Genomic DNA, 19,547 nt, shown 5'->3' on the forward strand with positions numbered 1-19,547 from the left:
CCTCCTTTAATCCAGAATTGATGGCACACGAACATAGCCGTCTTTATGATCGGGAGCATTTTTCATAACATCCTCGATCGGAAGGCCTTTACCCGCTTCATCTTCTCTCATTACGTTTTTCATTTTCAGCACGTGAGTCGTCGGCTCCACGTTATCCGTATCCACTTCATTCAGCTCCTCGGCAAACGAGATGATGCTGTCAAGCTGTTCTGTGAACATTTCAGCTTCTTCATCCGTAATGGCAAGTCTCGCCAAATGAGCGACATGCTTTACTTCTTCTATAGAAATTCGTGACATAAGATCCACCTCCGCATAATTCTCCGTTTCGTCATATAATACTGATCATATCAAAAACAAGCCCTCTAAAGCAACAAAACGCCGCCTTCTGAGCCATGATGAAACCTTCTCTATTTTATCCTAAAATGAGGAGAAAGAGAAACGAAATATATGTCAGAAAATTTTTACTTTTATAAATTATTGACAGCGCTTTCATCTTTAAGCTGTTCTAGGTTGACGGCGGATTTCTCCCTGAATAGGCAAGGTTTCAGCAGTTGATTGATCGGGGATACTTTGTTAGGTTTAGTAACCATAGCCTGCACGAAATCGTGCGAGCCGCATGTAATAATGGCAAAAGGCTTACCGCCGGCGCTTGTTCCGGCACTATCAAAATGCAGAGGTGATGTCAAAATTAACAGGAAAGAAGAGAGGGTCCAGAAACGTGAGTATTGAATTAATGATATCTTTAGGAATTTACTTTGCTGCCATGCTGTTAATCGGCTGGTACGCTTTTAGAAAAACAACGAATATCAATGACTATATGCTGGGCGGAAGAGGACTCGGGCCGTTCGTAACGGCGCTGTCCGCAGGGGCCGCTGATATGAGTGCATGGATGCTGATGGGGGTTCCCGGCGCAATGTTCGCAACGGGATTATCTACCTTATGGCTGGCGCTCGGATTGACAATCGGCGCATATTCAAACTATCTGCTGCTTGCTCCGAGGCTGCGCGCTTATACGGAAGTGGCGGACGATGCGATTACGATTCCTGACTTCTTTGATAAACGGTTCCGCCATTCGTCATCATTGCTGAAAATTGTTTCCGCCGTGATTATTATGATCTTTTTCACACTGTACACATCGTCCGGAATGGTATCCGGAGGCAGATTGTTTGAATCGGCATTTGGCGCCGACTACAAATTCGGTCTGTTCTTAACGGCCGGTGTTGTTGTGCTTTACACGCTGTTTGGCGGTTTTCTCGCTGTCAGTCTGACTGACTTTGTACAGGGAGCGATCATGTTTGCGGCATTAGTGCTTGTGCCGATCGTTGCTTTTACCCAGCTCGGGAGCGTGTCAACGACGATTGATTCGATCAACGCCGTAGACCCGAAGCTATTGGATATCTTTAAAGGCGCGAGCGTCATTAGCATTATTTCTTATTTGGCATGGGGACTCGGCTACTACGGCCAGCCTCATATCATCGTGCGATTTATGGCAATTAAAGAAGTGAAGGATTTAAAACCGGCCCGCAGAATCGGCATGAGCTGGATGGTTATTTCCGTTCTCGGTTCATTGCTGACGGGGATCATAGGTGTTGCGTATTCTCATCACTTCGGAATTGCCGTAAAAGATCCGGAAACGATTTTCATTATATTTTCTAAAATACTGTTCCATCCGCTGATTACGGGCTTCTTATTGTCCGCGATTTTAGCGGCGATTATGAGTTCCATCTCCTCGCAGCTTTTAGTAACGGCAAGCGCCATTACGGAAGATTTATACCGCGCCTTTTTCAGACGGGAAGCGAGCGATAAAGAATTGGTCATGACCGGCCGCATGTCGGTATTGATCGTGGCCATCATTGCTATCTTTCTTTCCCTGAATCCGAACAGCACGATTCTTGACCTGGTCGGATATGCATGGGCAGGCTTCGGTTCGGCCATCGGGCCCGCGCTTCTGCTCAGTCTGTACTGGAAACGGATGAATGAATGGGGAGCGCTTGCGGCGATGATTACCGGAGCCGCGGCCGTTTTAATCTGGATTACGACGGGCCTCGCCGTTTCAACCGGCGTATATGAAATCATCCCGGGGTTCTTCCTCAGTTTGATTGCAGGTATCACTGTCAGTCTTTTAACCAAAAAACCGGCCGATGCTTCTTATCAGCTGTTCAGCCGGATGGAAACACTTTTAAAAAGCAAAAAATAAGCAAAAGCCGTCAGAATTTATCCCTGACGGCTTTTTTCTTCAGCTCTTGTCCTGCTATAAATACTGTGAGAAAATCATATCAATTTACTATAAGTAAAATGTGGAGGTGCTGTGGAATTGAGCTGGCCTATCGATCCAGACATTTTATTAAAGCTGGGCATTGCCACGCTGATCGGCATGATTATCGGTCTTGAGCGCGAATTAAAGAATAAACCGCTCGGACTGAAAACATGCATCGTCATCGCCGTCAGCTCTTGTATGCTGACGATTGTCAGCATTAATGCGGCATATCATTTCCCAAAATATTATCGTATCATGATGGACCCGCTCCGCCTTCCCGCCCAAATCATTTCCGGTGTCGGTTTTATCGGCGCAGGCGTAATTCTGCGCAAAAGCAATGATGTCATTTCCGGGCTGACGACATCCGCCATAATCTGGGGCGCGGCCGGGCTTGGTCTGGCAACGGGAGCCGGCTTTTATAAAGAAGCATTCGTGAGCCTCTTGTTCATCCTGATCAGCGTTGAATTTCTTCCGTGGCTCATCAGAAAAATCGGCCCCGACCGCTTGCAGGAAAAAGATATCCGCGTGAGGATGTCTCTTTCTGACAAAGATAAAATGACCGAGATTTTAAAGGAAATGAAAAGCAAACAGATCCGTATCCACTCCGTCCGGATTGATGATCTGCATGAAAAGGAATTTCCGATTATGGAAGTGAAAATCAGAGTCCATAAAAACCGCTATACCACAGACGTCTATTATGATATAAAAGCAATCCAAGGTGTCGTCGGGGTGAAGTGCGATACGTTATAAACGTCTTCAGGATGTTATATCCTGGAGACGTTTGTTTTATCATGTAAAAATGTGTTGAAGCGGCTGTGATTTTGAAATAAAATTCATATATAGAATATAATAACAATTAAGGAGTGTTTAATCCATTGATTGCCCGAATCACTGTACCGTGCTTCTTACTCTTAACCATCTTTTTAACCTTTGTATTCGTAACGGATTACATGCCTCAATCTTCTTCCGCAGCAAAAACCGCCCGAAATACTGACAAAGGCAGCACACCCAAAAACATTATATTCATCGTGGGTGACGGCATGGGCATGCCTATTATGAACGGCTACCGCACATTAAAAAGCGAAAAACGAAACAGCTTTACAAAGACTTCCTGGGATCAGTACTTAACCGCCATGCAAATGACACACCCTAACGATAAGAGAGACAATATCACAGATTCATCAGCGGCCGCAACAGCCATGGCAACCGGAGTCAAAACGTACAATGATGCAATTGGCGTTGATCCGCACCAGCAGTCGGTAAAAAACGTCACCGAGCGGGCGAAGGAAAAAGGAATGTCCGTCGGCCTCGTCGTTACGTCTGATTTAACCGACGCCACTCCGGCCGCATTTAGTGTACATAACAGCTCCCGGAAAAACTATACCGAGATCGCCGACCAATTATATGATGAAAGAGTCCGCGGCTTACATAAAGCTGATGTTATGCTTGGAGGCGGATCGGCTTATTTTATCCGTAATGATCGTAATATCGCCAAAGAATTTCAGGATGACGGCTACCAGCTTGTCGCGACGAAAGAAGAGCTGGCACAAAACAACCATGACAAGCTTCTCGGACTGTTTCAGAAAGTGGAGATGGACTTAGCTATTGATAAAGACAGCAGCACCCCTTCTTTAAAAGAAATGACCAATGCCGCCATCCGGCAGTTAAATAAAAATGAAAACGGATTTTTCATGCTCTTGGAAGGCAGCAATATTGACAATGCCGCTCACGAAAATGATGTCGTCGGCGTCATGAGTGAAATGGAGGATTTCGAGAATGCCGTCACTTCCGCTCTTGAATTCGCCAAAAAGGATAAAGAGACACTGGTGATTATTACAGCCGATCACTCTACAGGCGGTTTTTCATACGGAGCGGACGGCATGACACGCGAGACCGGCTATAAATGGGATCCTAAACCGATTCTGGCTGCTAAAAAATCGCCGGGGTATATGGCGGCAGAAATCGCGGCAGGCAAGGATGCCGTTCAGGTTCTTGATGCCTATGTCGATATAAAGCTTACAGAAAAAGAAATTGAACAGGTTAATCAAGCCGCCGCAGCCAAAGACAAGGCCGCCATCAAAAAGAGCATCCAGGCGATCTTTGACAATCGGTCATTTACCGGGTGGACGACATTCGCCCATACGGGAGATGACGTTCCTGTTTATGCATACGGTCCGGGGAAAGAGATGTGGCACGGATTGATGGATAACACACAGCAGGCGAAAAACATATTCAGCATATTGGATAAAAAATAAGAAACTCTTAGACTTCGGCCCGGCCGGAGTCTTTTTTATTCAGGAAAAACGCCGGACTGGATTCAGCCGGCGTTTTTCCTCTTATACTAAGGCAGTAAAATTATATTCGGTAATTGGTATTTCGTTTTCGATATCACGCCTGAAGCCTTTCAGCATCTCAAGCTCTTCATCCCCAAGTGAGTCAAGGTCAAACGCCTGATGCAATAAACCGTAGATCAGCATATGGCGCAGACGGAGAAAATCCGGTATTTTTTCAAGCCACACGGGATCAAGATCGTTTTCTTCCCTGTAACCTTTCATAAAGTGTGTCATAAACTCCTCCGTAAATGCAGCCTTGTCTTCATACGGGATGACCGGATACCATAAAATGTTGTAAAGCAGAATACTGATATCATTCACAAACCAATTGTAGCCGATATCATCAAAATCGAATGTAGTGATTTTCCCATTGTCCCAGTTGAAATTGCCGTGGTGCAAATCGGCGTGCACAAGGCCGTAGTTCTCCGGGTTCTTCGGCAATTGGCGCAGTTCCTCCATTAAAGCATCCGCCCGCTCAAATACGAGATGCTGATCATCCGGCACATATTTTCTCAGCTTCAGCTGTTCTTCTTCATCCCACTCCTGCCTTTTATATTTCGGGTCGCTCAGACGGTAGCTTTTTGTCAGCCGGTGCATTTTCCCCGTATATTTCCCAAGCTCATAAAACAGAGTTCCGTTCCAGTCTGATTCCTCTACTTTATGGCCGGGCGCTTTTTCATAGACTCTTAATAAAAACGCCCCGCCTTTTCCATCCGGCACTTCTTCGACATCTCTGCCATTTAATGAAGGAATCGGTTTTGCTACTGAAAGCCCTCCCTTTTCCAGATGATGAAGCCATTCCATTTCTCCGAGAATATATTCCGGTGTTCTGCGGATTGTATGCGTAATTTTTAAGATATAAGATTCGTTATCTTTTACAACTTCGTATACGTAGTTTTCTGCGTCCGCGATAAATTGAGCCTTTGTAAAGCCATATATTTCGCCGGCCTTTGCCAGCACCTTATCCTCATCAAAAATCGCTTTGATATCTTTATGCATGCTGATTCACCCTCTTCATATATTTCGCCAGTTCCCTGATAGTGTGTTTTTTAGCAAAATTCAAATCATCAACATACCAGCCCTTCTTTTCGATCTCCACTTCCATTTTGACAGCAAGGAGCGAATTTCCTCCTAATTCAAAGAAATCACTGTCAATTCCTACTTTTTTCATATGGAGGATTTCTTTCCATATGTTTACGAGCACTTTTTCTTGTTCTGTCTCCGGAGCACATTCTTCTTCGTTCTCCTGCTGCTCTCTTAGTAATAGATCCCGCAGCTGTTCCGGCCTGTTCACATCAAGCGCTTTTAAATATGGCGTATGAAGAGACTCGGTATGGAGAACATCCCATCTGCAGCCTGAAGTGCTTGCCTGCTCAGGCTGTATCGTATGATTTTGCTTTTCGGTTTTCCCCTGTATGAGAGAGATTTCTGTAAGCAGATCGATATGTGCACTTCGATCTTTGATATCATCAGCTGATATTCGGTACAGCTGCTTTGTCTTGTACATCGTTTTCTCAGCACCGGCAGCAGTGAGAAAATCATAAAACGCTTGATTTCTTCCTGATGCTTCATAATCAAAATACAGCTGCCCGATCTGTTCAGATTTTGCAAAAGCCGCAATCCCTGCAAGCACTTTATGCTCTATGCCTTTTCCTAAAGCTCGGCAGCTGATCATAAAGGTATCGATAATGAAAGAATTTTCTTCTCTGACTCCGAATATGGCGCCGACGATGCCTTCATGACTGAATCTGTCGGCAGCTTCAACAATCCATCCCATCTGTCCGGTAGATCGAAGGCGCTTTTTCCATTCAAGCTCATGGCAGACGGCGGGCTTCATATTGAATTGATTTACTCTGGCGCTCATTTGAGCCGCACGGGATGCATGATCCTCAGTCATTTTATTCAAACTGACACGCAGCTTAAGCCCTTTCAGAAATTCTTCAAGAGATCCCGCTGTCTTTTGATCGCGTTTTCGATCATGGTCAGCCAAATAGCGCTCTGTCCGTTTACGATCTGCCTCTGTCACTCTGAATCTGTCAAAAGCCCATACATGCTCTAAAAACAATGGCACGGATTCCGTTTCTGCAGGGAGCAGGAGCGTCAGCACATCAGGCATACGGTCATTCATTTCAAGGCATTGGGCCGGGTCATCATCTAAAAATATAAACCGGTCCGGCGAAATATTCAGCTCCGCCGCCATCTCTTCGATGTTTTTCGCTTTTGGTTCCCAGTTAATACGGGACGAAACAAAATCCTCCCTTTTTAAAATCATATCCGGATGGTGGTCAAATGCCTGCCATACATCTTCTTCATTGTTTCTGCTGCATAATGTCAAAAGCAATCCCTCTTCTTTTTTCCGCTTTAAAAACCGCTGCAGCGCCTGATGGCCGGAAGTGACTCGAATGCCTTCCGCTCCGTCCTCGGAGACGATGCCGCTCCATAGCGTTCCGTCACAATCAATGGCCGCCGCTTTAAACGGAGGCTTGAGCCATGCAGCAAGTTCGCGGGCAATCCTTGTCCCCAGCGCAGCATAGAACTCTTCTGTGTACGGCATGTTCGCCGCCTGTTTGCCTGCCGAATCATATATATCTTTCAGCCGGTATGTCTCATGCAGCCTGCGGACATCAATGAGATGGATCTCCTTCTCGCAGGACAGCTGATTAAGCCAATGCTGCTGGACATCTGCCAATGCTTCCGTCAGCTTTTTACTTTGCCCGTATTCCAGAGGAAGAATTACGAGAAAGTACGGAGCATTCTTTTCTTTATGTTTCATGATTGCCAGCAGTTCGTCTGAATTAAATCGTAAATTTTCAATTTTTTCTTCATCTGAAAGCCCTGCATCTCCGGTTAAGTCTTCCAGACGGATCAGCAGCAGATTCGCTCCGCTTTTTTGCTTGGATAACAAACTGTCATCATTCAGCAGCTCTTGAAATACCTGTCCGTAAGGAGACATCTTTACATCAAGGTTCAGGTCAAATTGCCCGCCCCACCATGAAACGTATGGAACAATCGGATCGGCCGTAAAAGTTGAGCAGATGGTGATCGGCACAGCAGGCGCCGGTATCCTTTTGCGCTCACGTTTCATTTTGGCTTCTATTTGTTCCTGTTCGCTCAATATCTGATAATCTTTTAAGCGGAGATCCGGTTGATTTGCAGCTTTTTCTGCCAGTGAAATAAAGCGGGAGACAAAAGCCTGCATAGATTCCTGTGAGAAAAGTGAACGGTTGTATTGAAGCACGCATTTCAGCTCTCCGGTCACTTCTTTGACGACATCCATTTTCATATCAAGCTTGGAAATGCCTTTAGCAAATTCATAGGTTTCAAAAGTTAAGCCTTTGGCCTCAATTTTAATATTCGGATCATATTCATTATGATAAATCAGCATCGTGTCAAACAAAGGATTTCGATTTGGTCTTGCATGGTGAAGGAGCTCCTCCGCCATTTGGTCAAATGGGTAATCCTGATTGTCATATGCTTCAAGCAGCGTTTGCTTTGTGATTTGCAGGTTTTTAATGAAAGACTGCTCCGGGTTCACTTTCATTTTAATCGGCAGAAAGTTTGTGAACATGCCGATTGTATGTTCAATATCCGCATGACGGCGGCCTGCCACCAGGGAACCGATCATAAGCTCCTCTTGGTCGGCATAGCGGGACAGCAGCATAGCGTATAATTGAAAGAGCAGGGCATTGTTGGTCAGCTGATGGGCTTCCCCTATTTTCTCAAGCTTCTTAAGCGTCTTCGGAGAGATCGTAAATTTAATCGCCCTGCCTAAAAAGCTTTGCTCTTTCCGTTCAAAGTCCAGCGGCATTTCCAAAACCGGAACTTCATCTTTCAAATGATTCAGCCAATATTTTTTCTGGCGGAGATAGAACTCACTTTCAAAATAAACTCTCTGCCATTCCGCATAATCCTTGTACTGAATTCTCGCTTCCGGCAGCTCTTCCCCTTTATAAAGCTGAGTAAATTCTTTAATAAAAATATTCATGGAAGCGCCGTCCGCCACAATATTATGCATATCCACCAATAATGCATGTTTTTGTTCTTCAATTTTAACAAAGGTCACACGGATTAACGGGGATACCTTCAGATCAAAAGGACGGATAAAGGATTTGATCAGCCCGTCCAGCTCTTCCATCGCGGCTTCTTTATATTCGATTGAAAACGTAAAATCAGAATGCACTCTTTGGACCGGTACGCCGTCCTTTAATTCAAATGTCGTCCTCAGTGTTTCATGCCGTTCAATCAAACGCCGGAAGGCCGCTTCAAATTTTCGCGTGTCGATTTTTCCGTAACAGAGCAGCGCCATCGGCATATTATACGTGGTGACTTGCCCGATTCTTTGATGAATTAAAAACGTTCTTCTCTGTGCCGCTGATAAATTGTACACGTCTTTTTTCTCAGCTGGCGGAATGGACGAATAATCGTTTCGCTCCGTCCGCTCAATAAGAGCCGCAAGGGTGCGGATCGTCGGATTCTGAAACATATCGCTCAAAGTCAGTTCCGCACCGAATTCTTTGTGTATTCTAGAAATAAGGCCTGTCGCGTTCAGGGAATGACCGCCTGATTCAAAGAAATGATCATCTAAACTGACGCTGTTGATGCCGAGGATATCCCTCCACATATCGGCCAATGCCGCCTCTGTTTCATTGAAATGCGGCTCAGAATTTCCCCCGTCCGGTTTACGTTCCTGCCGCGGCTCAGGCGTAATGATGCAGAGGCCTTCCGTTTGCTCAGACTGCTGCTTTATCGGAGCAATCCAATACCGCTCCCCTTCGAATGGATACGATGGAAGAGGGACAATATACCGATCTTCATTACCGTAAAATGCTTTCCAATCAATCGGTACGCCTTGAAGCCACATCTCACCGAGTCTTTTCAGCAGGCAGCTGTAATCTGATGTTTGCTCTTTCGGATGCCTTAAGAGCTGAACTAAAGCGGCCTGTTCTTCTGTCTCACGATACAGCTTTCCGATAAATGAGGTCAGTGCGTTTCCAGGACCGACTTCTATGAATATCGGATTCCATTCCTCTTTCATTCGTTTGGCGCAATCCATAAACCTGACGGTGCCTCGCAGATGACTTGTCCAATAAGACGGATCGCCCGCTTCCTGATCTGTAATCAAGTTTCCCGTCACATTTGATACAAATGGAAAAGAAGGGCTGTTAAATTGATAGGATTCGAGTTTTGTTCTAAAGTCTTCCAGCACCGGATCCATCATATGAGAATGAAACGCATGTGAGGTATAAAGCCGCCTGCAGCCGATGCCTTCAGCGTTCAGCTTGTTCTCTAAGGCGTCAACTGCTTCTGTCTCCCCTGATACGACGGATACGTCAAAAGCGTTAACCGCCGCGATCGAAAGTGAGCCTGCTAAATAATTTTCCGTCTCAGCTTCACTCAGCGATACGCTGAGCATGGAGCCTTCCGGCAGGCTTTGGAGCACGGCGCCCCGATAGGCAACAATGGCAATCGCATCTTCAAGAGACATGACGCCTGATAAAGCTGCCGCCGTGTATTCTCCGATACTGTGGCCAGCTGCGGCCTGCGGTCTGATTCCCCATTTCATCAGCATTTTTGCCAGCGAGTATTCCAAACAGAACAGAAGCGGCTGTGTATATTCCGTTTGATGAATCAGGCCGTCTTTAAACCCAAGCTCAGCAGAAAATAATATTTGCTTCGGGTCTTCCTTCATATACCTCTTTAAGATCTCAAAACAAGCATCCATCTGAGATCTGAAGAAAGGCACATTGTCATATAAACCTTTTCCCATATCGGCATACTGCGAGCCCTGCCCTGGAAACAGAAATACAACAGGGCGAGCGGCTGTCTGTGAACTTCCCGATTTTATGTTTTCATTTTGATCATGTAACGTTTGAAGTATGTCGGAGATATCCTTGCCGACAATCATTTTTTTATATGGAAACGAATGGCGGCCGGTTTTCAAAGTGTATGAGACGTCAGCAAGATTGAGCTGCTGATGTTTCACTAGATAATCTGCAAAGCGGCTTGTCATTTTCTCTAATGCCTGCGGTGTTTTTGCAGACAGCAGAAGCAGTTCACTTTCATGTCCGGCTGTTGACGGCTTTCTGACCGGCGCTTCTTCTAAAATGACATGTGCGTTAGTGCCGCCGATCCCGAATGAGCTGACACCCGCCCGGCGCGGAAATTCAAATTCTTCCCATGGGGTCAAGGACGTATTTACAATAAACGGTGATTGTTCAAAGTCTATTTTTTTATTAGGTTTTTCGAAGTGGAGAGTCGGCGGTATCACTTTATGCTGCAGGCTCAGCACCGTTTTGATAAAACCGGCGACACCTGATGCATCATTCAGGTGTCCGATGTTTGATTTGACAGAACCGATTCGGCAGTACCCCCGCCGTTCGGTTTGAAAAGCTTGTTTCAGCGCTTCAATCTCAATCGGATCGCCAAGTGTTGTCCCCGTACCGTGAGCCTCCACATACGTAATTGTTTCCGGGTCAACTTCTGCAATATTCAATGCGGTCTTAATGGCTGTCACCTGCCCCTTTGTGCTTGGCGCCGTATACCCGACTTTTCGGCTGCCGTCATTATTGACGGCTGTCCCTTTAATGACCGCGTAGATATGATCTCCGTCTTCTTCCGCATCCTCAAGTGTTTTTAAAATCACTGCACCGGCTCCGTCTCCGAATACCGTACCTGCGGCTGCATCATCAAATACACGGCAGTGTCCGTCAGGCGAGTGAATCATCCCCTCCTGATAGATGTAGCCTGATTTTTGCGGAAGGCGGATGGATACGCCTCCCGCTACCGCCATATGACAATCTCCGTTTAACAGGGCCTGTACAGCAAGATGAATGGAAACCATGGAGGTGGAGCACGCCGTCTGCACCATCATGCTCGGGCCTTTTAAATTAAGTTTGTAAGAAATGAGAGTGGCCAAGTAATCGCGCATATTCAATACGGCCGTTTCCAGCGTTTTTGAATCTTCACCTGATTTCGCCCCTTGCAACGCTCTCATCATCCATTCGGCATTGACGCCCGCTCCAGTATACAGCCCGATCTGCCCTTTATACGTAAAAGGATCATAGCCGGCATCCTCAAGCGCCGTCCACACACACTCATGAAAAATCCGAAATTGAGGGTCCATCATGGCCGCTTCCTTAGGTGTATAGTCAAAAAATCCGGCATCAAATAAGTCTGCGTCCTCCACAATTCCTTTTGCCTTTACAAATCGGGGATCATGAAGCAGAGATTCCTCAATTCCTTCTTCTTTCAGCTCATCTTCGGTGAAAAAAGAAATGGATTCTTTTGCGTTTGTGATGTTTTGCCAAAATTCTTGAATATTTTTCGCTCCCGGAAATCTGCCTGCCATCCCTATGACAGCTATTTCAGCTCCATGATTCGGATATTGTGAGTTACTCATTTTATTCGCCGCCTCTCAATCTTTTGTCTCGCTGATTGCGAATCCGTGCTTTTCTTCGCCCGCCCGAAGCGAACGCCATCTCTTCCTCGTTTTCATCTTCACCGTTTCCGCTGTCAGGCTGAATATACTGAGCCAGCGCTGATACAGATGGGTAAGTGAACAATGTCACGACGGCCTCATTTGTTCCCAGCTCCTGATTCAGACGGTTTGTCACTTGGACGATATCTAAAGAGCTGGCCCCGAGGTCAAAGAAGTTATCATGAATCCCAACCTGCTCAAGCCCCATAAAGTCTTGCCAGACCCGGCAAATCACTTGTTCCGTCTGATTCCTTGGCGCCACATACGGATTTTTCAATTCCGGCCTTGTATGGATGGATGTTTTTTTCGTTTCTGCTTCTTTCGTTTCCATGGAAATCCACTGTCTGATCCGATGGTTTAAGCTTCCTGTTGACACCAATAAATGCCGGCAACTGTCAGCGGACAGCACATATTGAAATAATTCCGCGCCTTCATCCGGTATAATGGCCAGCTCGGCAATGGATTGGCCTATCGCGGAATCCAGATCTCCCCAGAAGTTCCAGGCATCCCAGTTGACGCATATCCAAGGCGCTTTGCTTTTCTGATTCATTCTCTGCGCAAAAGCATCCATATATATATTGGCTGCCGAATATGCTGAGAAGCCGAGGCCCCCGAGCGCAGCACTGATGGATGAAAATAAGAAGCAAAAATCGATTTCTTCCCCTTCCAACAGGGTTTCAAGCACTTTCAAACCCTTCACTTTCGACTGAAATTGCTCTTCTCCGTTTCGAGCTTCGTCAGGAATATCTTTTATCGCCCGGAATGAAGAACTTCCGGGAAGTCCGGCCGCGTGGAACACCCCGTTAAGCCTGCCGTATGCTGAATAAATGTCTTTCACGACTTTTTGCATATCCTGCAGGTTTCCTGCGTCTGCGCTTACCGCTGTTACTTCAGCGCCAAGCCGTTCTAATTCTTTCACCTTCATTATTTTTGAGACAATGGCTTCGTTTTCTCCGCTTCCGCTGCATAGCGCCGCCCATTGATCGCGCGGCGGGAGACCGCTTCTTCCGGTCAAAATCAGTTTGACCTGCCCTTCTTTTGCAAGAAGCTTTGACAATACGAATCCTATTCCGCCAAGCCCTCCGGTTATCAAGTACACGCCGCCCGAACGTATCATATGAGGCAGTCCCGGTTTCTTGTTCAGCGTAACCGGCTGATACATCTGCACCCATCTCTTACGGTGGCGGTAAGCAATGATTTGATCTTTTCCGGGAGTCTCAGTCTCACTTATGATTTGGTCAATCAGTTCTTCTTCTTTCCATGTGAGCGACTCCGGCACGGGCGGAATGTCAATATTCCAGCATTTGATATGGTTGTATTCCTGCGGTATGACTTTGATCGGCCCGAGAACAGCCGACTTCTCGGCATTGATGAATTCTCCGCCCGTTACTTCATGCAATCCGCTTGTTAAAATAAATAGTTCACAATTATTGATTTGCTTTTGTCTTGCTGCTGCCTGTGCTGTAAAAATCAAACTGTAATAGCCGCTTTCGCTGCTGATAGCGAAAGATTGCTCTTGTTCTTCCAGGCCTTCAGAAACATTCCATGTATGAATCACCCGCTGTGGCAGAAGCTGATCTTCTTGAAGCGAAGCAAACAGCTTTTCATAGTCGCTGCCGCTGGCCGGATGAATGGTATAAGACCCGGGGCCGTTTTTCTCAAAGCGGGCTCCTTTTTTGACGATGACCGTTTTCATCCCGTTTTGCTCAAGCTTTTGCACAAGAGAAAAGCTGAACTTCGTTTCCTCATGAAACACCAATGTCGTCCGCTTTTCATCAGCAAGTTTCTTTACGCCTTCGGGTTTGACCTGTCTTTTCCATGACGGGAGGTAGAACCACTTCTCCATCGGGAGCTTTTGGTTCGGTTCTGCTGAGCTCGTAAAAACCTCTTCCTGTTTTGCCGCATCCAGCCAATACCGTTTTTTCTCAAACGGATAATGAGGCAGCGGGATGAGATGTTTTTGCTCATCGCCATAGTAGCGGCGCCAATTTATTTCACAGCCGTTCAGCCAAAGTTCACCTAATTTTTTCAAGAAATACGCATGGTCATGGTCTGTTTCGTGAACGTGCCTGACCATATTGGCAATACCGTGGTCTTTCGTCCGCTTCGGATGCCGTTTACAAAGCGCGCTTAGCGTGTTTCCCGGTCCGGCTTCAATGCACAGAACATTTTCATCGGTTAACAGCTCTGACAGACCTTCGTGAAAGCGTACGGCTCCGCGCAAATGTTTGACCCAATAGGCCGGGTCCGCCGCCTGTTCAGGCTTAATCCATGTACCTGTCACATTTGAGAGAAAAGGAATGCGCGGACTGTTCAAATCAGACTGTTTGAGAACCTGCTCAAAATCAGCCAGAACCGGATCCATCATATAAGAATGGAACGCATGAGACGTGTTCAATTTGCGGAACAGGATTTCTTTCTCTTCTAAAAGATGTGAAAACCTGTCAATATCCACCTCTTCTCCGGATACGACGCAGGCATTTTCGGCGTTGACAGCCGCCAGCGACAAACATTCCGGAAGCATCCGCATAAGCTCTTCTTCTGGCAGCAGGACACTCATCATCGTCCCCGGCTTCAGCCCCTGCATTAATCTCCCTCGCTCGGCCACCAGCTGTATGGCCGTTTCCAGAGAAAATACGCCGGACAGACAAGCTGCCGTATATTCGCCGATACTGTGCCCGATCATATAATCCGGTGTGACGCCCGCACTTTCCAAAAGCTTTGCCAGCGCATATTCAAAAATGAATAGAAGCGGCTGAACCAATGCGGTTTCTGTTAACACAGCGCTCTCGGCATTTTCAGGAAAGACGGCCTGTCTCAATTGGAGGTGACGGGTTTGTTCCGCAATGTCAAAACACCGGTCTATTTCTCTCTTAAAAACGGGCTCCGCTTCATACAGTTCTTTCATCATATTGATATATTGAGAGCCTTGGCCTGAAAACATAAGGGCCACTGTCCGTCTGCCGCCGCTGTAACTGGCTGTAAGTTCGGATTCTTCCGTCCAGTCATCAGCGTTTGTTAAGACAACAGCTTTCCGGTGAACAAACTGTTTTCTTCCGACCTGTAATGTATACGCGGCATCTTCTAAAGCCGCGGCAGGCGTGTTTTTCAAAAACTTTTTCATGTTCGCCGTCATCTGATCCAGTGCGGTTTCTGTCTTAGCGGACAGAAGGAATAAATGATGGGCTCTCTCGGAAGCCTCTCTTCCGGTTTTTGTTTCCTCCTCAATGACAAGGTGGGCGTTCGTTCCGCCGATCCCAAAGGAGCTGACTCCCGCTCTTCTTGGTTCAGCGTTTTCTTTCCAGTACGCCGGTTCTGTATTGACATAAAAAGGCGTTTTGTCAAAGTTGATATTCGGATTCGGATTTTTGAAATGCAGGCTTGGCAGAATGGTTTTATGTTTCAGTGATAGAATCGCTTTAAAAAGCCCGGCAATCCCGGCAGCGCTGTTCAAATGCCCGACATTGCTTTTTACGGAGCCGATCGGAATAGAACGGGGAGCCGCATGTTGAAAGACTTGGCTTAACGCCTCTACTTCAATCGGATCGCCCATTTTCGTTCCCGTTCCGTGTGCTTCAATATAGCCGACGGACGCCGGCTGAATACCGGCAGCCTGGTACGCCTGCTTCAGCACCTCCGCCTGCCCTTCTACGCTTGGTGCCGTAAACCCGGCTTTTCTGCCGCCATCATTATTGATGCCGATGCCTTTTATGACGGCATGAATCGTATGGCCTTCTTTTACGGCATCCTCATACCGTTTCAGTACGACGATTCCCGCACCGTCGCCAAAAACTGTACCTCCCGCATCACGGTCAAACGGACGGCAATGGCCGTCTCTCGATTGAATCATTCCGTCTTGGTGCACATATCCCGTCTTGAGAGGCGTACTGACAGTCACTCCCCCGGCAATCGCAGTGCTGCACGCCCCGTTTTGCAGTGCCTGGCATGCGGCTCCGATATTCACTAATGAAGTGGAGCATGCCGTCTGCATCGTAATACTCGGTCCATGCAAGTTTAATTTGTACGCCAGCTGTGTACTGAAAAACTCTCTGTCATTTAACAGCATCGCACTGAACTGTTCAGCACCGCCAAGTTTTCCTGCAAATCGTGATATCCAATCCAAATTTGGGCTTGTCCCCGTATATACACCTATGCTTCCTTCTGTTCTATCCGGGTCGCACCCTGCGTCTTCCAGCGCTTCCCATGCACATTCATGCAAGAGCCGAAGCTGCGGATCCATCAGTTCAGCTTCTCTTGCAGAATATTGAAAGAAATCTGCGTCAAACTTGTCACAATTGTCAATGATTCCTTTTGCCTTTACGAAATCAGGGTGCTTCAGAAGCTGTTCGTCCGTGCCCGCCTTCTTTAATTCATCATCGGTGAAGTGACGAATGGTCTCCTCCCCGTTGATCAGCATGTTCCAAAACTCATCTAACGCGGCAGCGCCCGGAAAGCGTCCGGCCATTCCGATAATCGCAATATCTGACGGACGCCCCGCTTCGTGTCGGGCGGGTGCTTCGTCACTAAAGACATCAGCATTCGCGCCCTCCTGACGGTCAGCATTTTGATACTGCTCATGAAGATGGCTTGCAAGGCTGCGTATTGCGGCAAATTGATACAAGAGGACAGGTTCAATTTTCCAGTTCAAATGCTCTGTCAGCTTTGCCGCCAATTGGGACATATCGAGCGAAGTAGCCCCCAGCTCAAAAAACGGCACTTGCTCGTCCACACTTTCAAAACCGAAATGCTGTTTGACAACTTCACTGATTTTCTTTTCAATTTCTGTCACAGTCAGCATATGTAATGAAGGATTTACGGCGTCCCGATGATCGGATGCTGCTGTCTCTTTTCTCTTTCTGTCTTCTTCCGGTAAAGGAAAATGCCGTTTCGTAAATGGATACGTTGGTAAAGCTGTCCGCCGTATGCTTTTCGGGTGATGCAAAATACTGAAATCAATTTCCGCGCCCAATCTCCACAAGGCGCCATATATATGAAGCTTCAGCACACCGTCTTCAGTAATTTCTTCTGCTATTTCGGCCGTTTGATCTGGCGTAAAGACAGCCGCCCCAAATATTAGCCGCACATCCACACAGACTGCCGGTTCGCGTTTTACATAAGAAGCTATCTTTTCCGCAAACCTGATCGGCCGGCATAGCTGATCCGCCCAGTATTGAGGATCTTTTGATTCCTTACCTGTCATTACTTCCCCTGTATATGAAGAAATGATTGGCATATTCGGTGTTTTCAGCGGCAGCGTATGAAGAAAACTCTTAAATTCGCGGGCTGCTTCCTGATGCAGATAAGACTGAAACGCCGTATTTGTGGCAAACAGCTCAGAGGCAACTCCGCCTTTACGGAGATCTTCCTGTAATTGTCCTACGTCCCCGGACAATCCCGACACAATGCAGTACTGTTCATCAGCAAGTGCAAGAGATAAAGTGTCTTTTAAGTACGGCTCGATTTCTTCTTCGCTGAGGCTGACCCCAAGCATTTTTCCGGCTGGCGCTGCTGCAATCAATTCTCCCCGCTTACACGCTGCCCGGACAGCTTCTGCAAACGTAAAGACACCTGCCGCACAAGCCGCGGTTAATTCACCGAACCCCCGGCCCATGAAGACATCCGGCTGTAATCCGATGTGCTGTAAATATTGAGCTGATGCATATTCCATCACAAACAGCAAAACAAGAGATAGCTCCGGCTGATCATCGGCATGATCGTCTGCTTTGCCTGAAACAATCGCTTCAAAACAGGAAATCAAATCTCTTCCAAGTTCCGCTTGAGCCGATGAAAGATAACGATCGGCTTCATTTCTGAATAATGTCTCTGCTTGGTACAGCCGTATAAAAGCACTCAGGCCATCTTGATGAGCACCCGGAAAAACGAACATTGTACGCGAAGGAAGAGCGGACGCTTCTGTCACATTTTGTTCGGCAAATCCGCGAGAAAGCTGTCTTATCACCTCATCCGTTCGCGAAGCAGCAAAGGTCATCCTATGTCCGAACGGCCTTCTCCCCAGCTGAAGCGTACGGGCGGCGGCCGACACCGGTGTTTCGGGATGCCGCTTTAGAAATTCAGAAAGGTTTTCGGCTGATCTGGCCAGTTCCCGTTCCGTTCTGGCCGAAAGCACAATCAGCTCCGTTTCTTTTTTATGTTCTCCCAGGCTGTCCTTTTGCGGTGATTCCTCAAGAACGATATGGGCATTGGCGCCGCCGATTCCAAATGAGCTGACTCCCGCTCTCCTCGGATAGACGGCTGATTCCCACTCCGTCAGCTCCGTATTAACAAGGAACGGTGTATTTTCAAATTGGATTCGCGGATTCGGCTTTTTAAAGTAAGGAGCAGGCGGGAGCATTTTATGACGGAGCATCATGACTGTTTTTATAAATCCCGCGACGCCTGATGCCGCATCTAAATGCCCGATGTTGGCTTTGACCGAGCCTAAACGGCAGAATGATTTTTTATCAGTCTGGAAAGCGCGGGTCAGCGCTTCCACTTCGATCGGATCTCCGACAGGCGTGCCCGTCCCGTGCGCCTCTATATAACCGATGGTTTCAGGCTCTGTTTCCGCCATTTCCATGGCAGTCTGGATGACATCGGCTTGTCCTTTTGCACTCGGAGCCGTATACCCCGCCTTATTATTTCCGTCATTATTGATCGCTGAGCCTTTAATTACGGCATATATCTCATCTCCGTCAGCTTTCGCATCCGCCAGCCGTTTTAACGCGACCACTCCAACTCCTTCTCCGAAAATCGTCCCATTGGCGCTTTCATCAAACGGACGGCAGTGTCCGTCCGAAGAATAAATCATGCCTTCCTGGTAAAGATATCCTGTAACGTGGGGCAGATTGAGAGTAACGCCTCCCGCCAATGCAAGATCGCACTCGCCCCCCAAAAGTCCCTGACACGCCATATGAATCGCAACTAAAGAAGTCGAACACGCCGTCTGGACAGATACACTTGGCCCTTTTAAATTCAGCTTATATGCGATTCGCGAGGCAAAAGAAGAATCATTTAAGTGCATGATCTGGAATACATCTTCTTTCTTTCGCAGTGAAGAGCTATGCTGTTCCATCCATGACAAATTACTTGAAGCCCCCGCATAAAGGCCGATCAGCCCTTTAAAACGCTCAGCATCACAGCCTGCGTGCTCTAATGCTTCCCATGTGCATTCATGCATGAGCCGGATTTGAGGATCCATTAAAGCCGCCTCCCTCGGGGTATATCCGAAGAAGTCGGCATCAAAGTCAGATACTTGATCGATAATCGGTTTCGCCTTCACATAATCAGGCTGATTCAGCAATGATTCCTCTATCCCTGCCGCGCGCAGCTCTTTATCTGTAAAACGGGTAACCGATTCCGTTCCGTTTGCAATGTTTTCCCAATACTTTTCAATGGTTGCCGCGCCGGGAAACCTGCCTGCCATCCCGACGACAGCTATTTCCATTCCGGTTTCAACCCATTGTTTCTCCTCTGTCATGGA

Annotated in this window: 7 protein-coding genes; 3 read left to right on the forward strand and 4 right to left on the reverse strand. The window is 47.1% G+C overall.

The features are described 5' to 3' along the window. Window positions 1-6: 6 nt before the first annotated feature. Window positions 7-297: an Asp-tRNA(Asn)/Glu-tRNA(Gln) amidotransferase subunit GatC gene (gatC, locus tag KY305_RS15375; protein WP_039062737.1), complete on the reverse strand. Its 291-nt coding sequence runs from the start codon at window positions 295-297 to the stop codon at window positions 7-9. Between the two features lie 421 nt (window positions 298-718). On the opposite strand from gatC, the gene putP reads away from it, so the two are divergent. From putP to KY305_RS15390, 3 genes are all read left to right on the forward strand, one after another. Further along, window positions 719-2,197 (forward strand): sodium/proline symporter PutP, encoded by a 1,479-nt coding sequence (gene putP / locus KY305_RS15380; RefSeq protein ID WP_223063285.1) that lies wholly within the window; start codon window positions 719-721, stop codon window positions 2,195-2,197. Window positions 2,198-2,308: 111 nt separating this feature from the next. Further along, window positions 2,309-3,007, forward strand: coding sequence for an MgtC/SapB family protein (locus KY305_RS15385; protein ID WP_223063286.1), 699 nt, complete (start codon window positions 2,309-2,311; stop codon window positions 3,005-3,007). Between the two features lie 125 nt (window positions 3,008-3,132). After that, entirely contained in the window at window positions 3,133-4,512 is a 1,380-nt protein-coding gene (locus tag KY305_RS15390; RefSeq protein ID WP_262417814.1) for an alkaline phosphatase, read from the forward strand. An 81-nt stretch (window positions 4,513-4,593) separates the two neighbouring features. Here the strand turns inward: KY305_RS15390 and KY305_RS15395 are convergent, their stop codons facing one another. The 3 genes from KY305_RS15395 to KY305_RS15405 are packed head-to-tail and all read right to left on the reverse strand — an operon-like array spanning window position 4,594 to window position 19,544. Next, window positions 4,594-5,589 (reverse strand): phosphotransferase enzyme family protein, encoded by a 996-nt coding sequence (locus KY305_RS15395; RefSeq protein ID WP_223063287.1) that lies wholly within the window; start codon window positions 5,587-5,589, stop codon window positions 4,594-4,596. Beyond that, window positions 5,582-11,989, reverse strand: a complete 6,408-nt coding sequence (locus KY305_RS15400) for a type I polyketide synthase (RefSeq protein WP_223063288.1) — start codon at window positions 11,987-11,989, stop codon at window positions 5,582-5,584. The genes KY305_RS15395 and KY305_RS15400 overlap by 8 nt, the downstream gene beginning before the upstream one ends. Before the next feature lies 1 nt (window position 11,990). Continuing rightward, entirely contained in the window at window positions 11,991-19,544 is a 7,554-nt protein-coding gene (locus tag KY305_RS15405) for a type I polyketide synthase (RefSeq protein ID WP_223063289.1), read from the reverse strand. Window positions 19,545-19,547: the final 3 nt, after the last annotated feature.

Source organism: Bacillus sp. YC2 (assembly GCF_019891195.1).
GTDB lineage: Bacteria > Bacillota > Bacilli > Bacillales > Bacillaceae > Bacillus.

Bases quoted from the DNA above. Each gene is read 5' to 3' on its own strand.
- gatC (WP_039062737.1), bottom strand. From the start codon at position 297: ATGTCACGAATTTCTATAGAAGAAGTAAAGCATGTCGCTCATTTGGCG.
- KY305_RS15395 (WP_223063287.1), bottom strand. From the start codon at position 5,589: ATGCATAAAGATATCAAAGCGATTTTTGATGAGGATAAGGTGCTGGCA.
- KY305_RS15405 (WP_223063289.1), bottom strand. From the start codon at position 19,544: ATGACAGAGGAGAAACAATGGGTTGAAACCGGAATGGAAATAGCTGTC.
- KY305_RS15400 (WP_223063288.1), bottom strand. From the start codon at position 11,989: ATGAGTAACTCACAATATCCGAATCATGGAGCTGAAATAGCTGTCATA.